This window comes from Streptomyces beijiangensis, assembly GCF_017315755.1.
In the GTDB taxonomy this organism is placed as follows: Bacteria; Actinomycetota; Actinomycetes; order Streptomycetales; family Streptomycetaceae; genus Streptomyces; species Streptomyces beijiangensis.
Genome location: NZ_JAFLRJ010000568.1, coordinates 1 through 4,851, shown reverse-complemented (window position 1 = coordinate 4,851; position 4,851 = coordinate 1). Strand labels below are relative to the sequence as shown.

At 70.4% G+C, this 4,851-nt stretch carries 5 protein-coding genes; 4 read left to right on the top strand and 1 reads right to left on the bottom strand.

All coding sequences use genetic code 11. The features are described 5' to 3' along the window. The 4 genes from J0695_RS36850 to J0695_RS36835 form a co-directional block, all read left to right on the top strand. A partial coding sequence (locus J0695_RS36850; protein ID WP_206969116.1) for an MFS transporter occupies nucleotides 1-1,233 on the top strand: 1,233 nt, incomplete at its 5' end. 56 nt (nucleotides 1,234-1,289) lie between these two features. Beyond that, nucleotides 1,290-1,883, top strand: a complete 594-nt coding sequence (locus J0695_RS36845; RefSeq protein ID WP_206969115.1) for a TetR/AcrR family transcriptional regulator — start codon at nucleotides 1,290-1,292, stop codon at nucleotides 1,881-1,883. A 583-nt stretch (nucleotides 1,884-2,466) separates the two neighbouring features. Further along, nucleotides 2,467-3,057 (top strand): hypothetical protein, encoded by a 591-nt coding sequence (locus tag J0695_RS36840; RefSeq protein ID WP_206969114.1) that lies wholly within the window; start codon nucleotides 2,467-2,469, stop codon nucleotides 3,055-3,057. Between the two features lie 434 nt (nucleotides 3,058-3,491). Further along, the gene (locus tag J0695_RS36835; RefSeq protein ID WP_206969113.1) at nucleotides 3,492-4,097 is read left to right on the top strand and encodes a TetR/AcrR family transcriptional regulator; all 606 of its coding nucleotides are present in this window, start codon (nucleotides 3,492-3,494) and stop codon (nucleotides 4,095-4,097) included. A 27-nt stretch (nucleotides 4,098-4,124) separates the two neighbouring features. On the opposite strand, the gene J0695_RS36830 is transcribed toward J0695_RS36835, so the two are convergent. Further along, nucleotides 4,125-4,760: an FMN-dependent NADH-azoreductase gene (locus tag J0695_RS36830; protein WP_206969112.1), complete on the bottom strand. Its 636-nt coding sequence runs from the start codon at nucleotides 4,758-4,760 to the stop codon at nucleotides 4,125-4,127. Nucleotides 4,761-4,851 lie beyond the last annotated feature (91 nt).

The window sequence follows — 4,851 nt, the reverse complement described above, 5'->3', positions numbered from 1 at the left end:
GGATCCGGATCCGCTGCCGTGTCCGCGCGGGGCCGGCGGCTGCCGCCGAACGTGGCGCTGTATGTACTCGCCTCGATCACCATCTCGTTCCTGGCGGCCTCCAGCGCGCCGACCCCGCTCTACGCGGTGTACCAGGCCGAATGGGGCTTCGACCCGATCACCACCACCGTGGTCTTCGGCGTCTACGCGGTGGCCGTGCTGCTCGGGCTGCTCACCATGGGCAAGCTCTCCGACCACGTCGGCAGGCGGCCGGTGCTACTGGCCGCGCTGGCGGCGCAGGTCGTCTCGATGGTCGTGTTCGCCACCGCCGACGGCGTGCCGGGGCTGCTGGTCGCCCGCATCGTCCAGGGACTGTCGACCGGCGCCGCGCTCGGCGCGATCGGGGCGGGGATGATGGACATCGACCGGCCGCGCGGCACGATCACCAACGCGGTCGTCCCGGGCATCGGCACGGCGACCGGCGCGCTGGCCTCCGGCCTCGTCGTCCAGTTCCTGCCCGCCCCCACGCATCTGGTCTACCTCGGGCTGCTGGCGGTCTTCGTCCTGCAGGCCGTCGCCGTCGCGCTGATGGCGGAGACGGTGACCCGCAAGCCGGGGGCGCTGGCGAGCCTGGTGCCGGAGATCAAGCTGCCGCGCGCCGTACGCCGCCCGATGCTGGTGGCCGCGCCGGTGCTGTTCGCCGTCTGGGCGCTGGCCGGGCTGTACGGGGCGCTCGGCCCGTCCCTCGCACGGCAGTTGACCGGTTCCAGGTCCGAAGTCCTGGGCGGGATGAGCCTGTTCGTGCTCGCCGGGGTGGCCGCCGTCTCGGTGGTGGTCCTGCGGAAGGCGGCGACCCGGACGGTGATGCTCACCGGCATCCTCGCGCTGATCGCCGGGGTGGCTCTCACTCTCGTCTCGATCCGCGATTCCTCCCCCACCGGCTTCTTCGTGGGCACCGCCATCGCGGGCGTCGGCTTCGGCAGCGGCTTCCAGGGCGGGATACGCACGGTGATGCCGCTGGCCAGGCCGCACGAGAGTTCCGGGGTGCTGTCGCTGCTCTTCGTCGTCTCCTACCTGGGCATGGGGGTGCCCGCCGTGATCGCCGGCTTCCTCGTCGTCCACGCGGGCGGACTGACCGCCACTGCGCAGGAGTACGGCGTCGCCGTGATCGCCCTCGCGGCGTTCGCGCTGCTCGGGCTCGTGCGCGGCGGCCGGGACGGGGCGGTCCCCGCGCGGGTCGGAGGCAACGCCTGAGCGGTGGCCTCCGGCCGGGCATAATGTAGACAGATCTGTCTGAAGGAGTGACCGTCATGGCGAGTGTCCAGAGCACCGCAAAGCCGTCGGCGCGTGAGCGCCTGCTCGCCGCCGCGAACGAGCTGTTCTACGCCGAGGGCGTGCAGACCGTCGGGATCGACCGGGTCATCGAGCACGCGGGCGTGGCCAAGGCGTCGCTGTACAACACCTTCGGCGGCAAGGAGCAGCTCGTCCGGGCGTACCTCGACACCCGGCACGCGGCCACCGCCGACCGACTCACCCGGGCCGTCGCGGAGCGCGACACGCCCCGCGAGCAGATGCTGGCGGTCTTCGAGTCCCAGGGGCGGCAGTTCGACCGGCCCGACTTCCACGGCTGCGCCTTCATCCGCGCCGGCGCGGAGGCCAGCCCCGGCGGGCTGGTCCAGGAAGCGGCGGACGCCTTCCGCGGCTGGATGCGCGCACTCTTCACCCGCCTCGCCGCCGAGGCCGGCGCCGCCGACCCCGACACCCTGGGCCGCCAGCTCCAACTCCTCTACGACGGCGCCGGCATCTCCGCCCTGATGGACCACGACTCCACGGTGGCCTCGACCTCCCACGCGGCGGCGACCTCCCTGATCGCGGCCGCGACGGGCGCATCCGCCGAGGCATGATCGGCGCTCGGCACACACGTGGGCCGGGACCGCGAGCGTGAACCACGAGGTGCGCCGGGGCTATTGACGCGGCGTCGACAGACCGGCCCGGGCCAACGCACCGGGCCGCCGGATCCGCTCGGGCCCGATCCGCGGACGGCGCGCCGCAGCTCGGCTCTCGTCGACGCCGACCATGTGAGCCGACTCGGGCCCCGCTTGTATCGGGGTCCAGCGGGATGACGAAGTGGTGCTCCGCGAGGTCCAGGTCCAGGTCCAGGATTCGATCCGGATCCAATTCATAGCCGTCGGCGCTCTTACCGCCCCCAGTTCATGTCCACGCCGCCGGGTAGCGGATGCTCGACCGGCCGGCGCGAGCGTGATGCATGTTGCTTTCCGCCTGGTCACAAGAGATTTCCGCTAGCCCGTATTACGCCAGTTCAGGTTGCTCCCATGGGTGGTTGGGCGGGCCGCTTGCACCTTGGTTTCGAAGGGGTGATGGGTAGGTAGCGGGTGTTGGGGCGGTGACCGTGCAGACGTGACCTGGAGTGAAGTGGGTAGCATCGGCTGTTCAGCCAGTTGCACAACTTCGAAGGACGAGGGTCCGGTGTCCGAAAAGACTCAAGCCATTGGCGTCACCGCAGGCTACGCACAGAGGGTCGCGGACGACCTCGGGGCGAACCAGAGCGAGCAGGAGCGGGTGCGCACGGAACTTGCGCGTTTGCAGGACGAGCTCGTGCAGTTGGAACAGAGCGAGCAAATCCTGGTGAAGATGCAGGATGTGCTCGGCAGTGCGCCGAAGCCGATCGCGAAGAGCGGCAAGGGCAAGAAGGCGGCACGGGTTCCCACTGCTCGCAGCGCCAAGGGCACGACGGTTCCTGCGCGGCCTTCTCGCCCCGTCAAGGCCGCGAGGCACGAGGAACGGAAGGCGGCAAAGGGCCCTGGCGAGCCGACGTGGGGTGAGCTGATTACCGGCCACCTCGCCGGGCAGAGCGAGCCGAAGTCCGCGGCCGAGATCGCGTCCGCACTCTCCGAGTCGCACCCGGATCGCAGGGTGCAGGTGACGGTGGTGCGCAACACTCTCGAACAGGGGGTCGCACGGGGCTCGGTGGAGCGCTCGAAGCAGGGGCGCTCGGTGTACTACAGCCTGGCTGCCACCGCTGCGATGCCCAGCGAGACAGAAGCGGCCGCTCAATAGACTGTCGATCGCGAGCGCACCCGGCCCCTGCCTGATGGTAGGTCTGGGCCTGACGCCAGCAGCATCGTGGCTACCCCCGGCTGCGAGTCCGGGCCGTCAATCTTCAGCACCTGCACTGTGCCGACGGCACCAGCGTCTCAGCTGCGCGGCCAAGTTACCCACGCGGAATCATCGGTCTTCTTGCCGCAGTAGGTGTACGAGACTGGGGCGGCGAGGGCAGCGAACGCGCAGAGGAACAAGGACCGTTTCAGCTGCTTGCTCCTCTGCGTGAGGTCTGTTCGCCGCAGATCGAGGAACCCGAACTGCGGTCCCCACCAGCCCCCGGCTCACCGACGTCCGCTGAAGGGCCCGGCAGGGCGTATAAGCTGAAGGTGGTGTCAACTTAGCTGTTCTGAACGTGCCGGCAGCTTGGTTGGTTCCTCGACTGAGGAGAGATGAGCACTGTGCCCGAGGCACCCCAGCGGCCGCCGCTGCGCGCCGACGCCCGCCGCAACGTCGAGAAGCTGCGCCAGGCTGCGGCGGACGCCTTCTCCGAGCACGGGCTCGACACACCGTTGGAGACGATCGCGAAGCGGGCGGGTGTGAGCATCGGCACGATCTACAACCGCTTCGGCAGCCGCGACGCTCTGCTGGACCAAGTCGTCAACGAACTCGCCGACCGGCGGGTGCGCGCGGCGATGGCCACCGCGGACGGCACGGCCGGCGGCGCGTGGGAGAAGCTGCTGGCCTACGTCGGGTCGATCTGCCAGGGGCAGGCCGACGACCCGGCGTTCAACGACGCGTTCTCCCGCCTCTACCCCAACGCCCCCGCGTTGAAGGCGGTCTGCGACTGGTCCTTGGCCTTCGCCGCCGAACTGGCAGCCGGTGCCCGCACGGAGGGGGCCTTGCGCCAGGACGCCCGGATGGACGACATCGCCCGCATCTTCCAGGTCAACGGCGACCTCGTCCGTGTCGGGGACGATGACGGCCGCCGCCGCGTGCTCACCCTGCTCGTCGAGGGCCTGCGCGCCCGCGCCGACAACCACCCGCTGGCCCGCTGAGTACGCCGGTACGGTCCTCGCGCGCCACTACGCGGCGCGCGCCGCCTTCTCGGCGGCCTCGAACGCGTCGGCCCGCGACTGCTCGCCGAGCGGGACCAGGTGCTCCATGGCCGGGATGTGCGCGGCGAGCGTCAGGTCCGCGACGATGAAGGTCGGCTCCATCGCGAGTATGACCGTCAGCACCGACTCCAGGTAGTTCAGCACGTGCTCGTGCGGCGCCCGCGGCGTGCCGGGGGCGTAGGAGCCGCCGCGGGTGGCCACCACCGTCACCGGCATGTCCTTCACTTTCGACTCCGGCGAGAGGGCGGTTCGGCCGATCAGGATCACCTGGTCCAGCCACGCCTTGAGGGTGGAGGGCACCGCGAAGTTGTACATCGGCACGCCGATGACCACCGCGTCGGCCGCCTCCAGCTCCTCTATCAGAGCCAGGCGCCCGGCGAAGGCCCGCGCCTGCTCCTCGGTGCGCTCCGCCGGGTCGACCGACCCGGCGTTGTAGGCGTCCGCGGTGATGTGCGGGACCGGCTCGGCGGCCAGGTCCCGGTAGATCACTTCGCCGCCCGGGTTCTCCTCCAGCCACGTGCGGCGGAAGGTCTCGGTGATGGCCCGAGAGGTGGAAGCCCGGCCCGCGAACGTGGACGAGTCGATGTGCAGCAGTGTCGCCATGACGCAACTCCGAAAAGGGGTTAGGGCGTGCGCATCCTCCCGCCGTGGGGGCGGGACGGCCGCAGCAGATAACTTGAAACTACCCTCAACT

Bases quoted from the DNA above. Each gene is read 5' to 3' on its own strand.
- J0695_RS36845 (WP_206969115.1), top strand. From the start codon at position 1,290: ATGGCGAGTGTCCAGAGCACCGCAAAGCCGTCGGCGCGTGAGCGCCTG.
- J0695_RS36835 (WP_206969113.1), top strand. From the start codon at position 3,492: ATGAGCACTGTGCCCGAGGCACCCCAGCGGCCGCCGCTGCGCGCCGAC.
- J0695_RS36830 (WP_206969112.1), bottom strand. From the start codon at position 4,760: ATGGCGACACTGCTGCACATCGACTCGTCCACGTTCGCGGGCCGGGCT.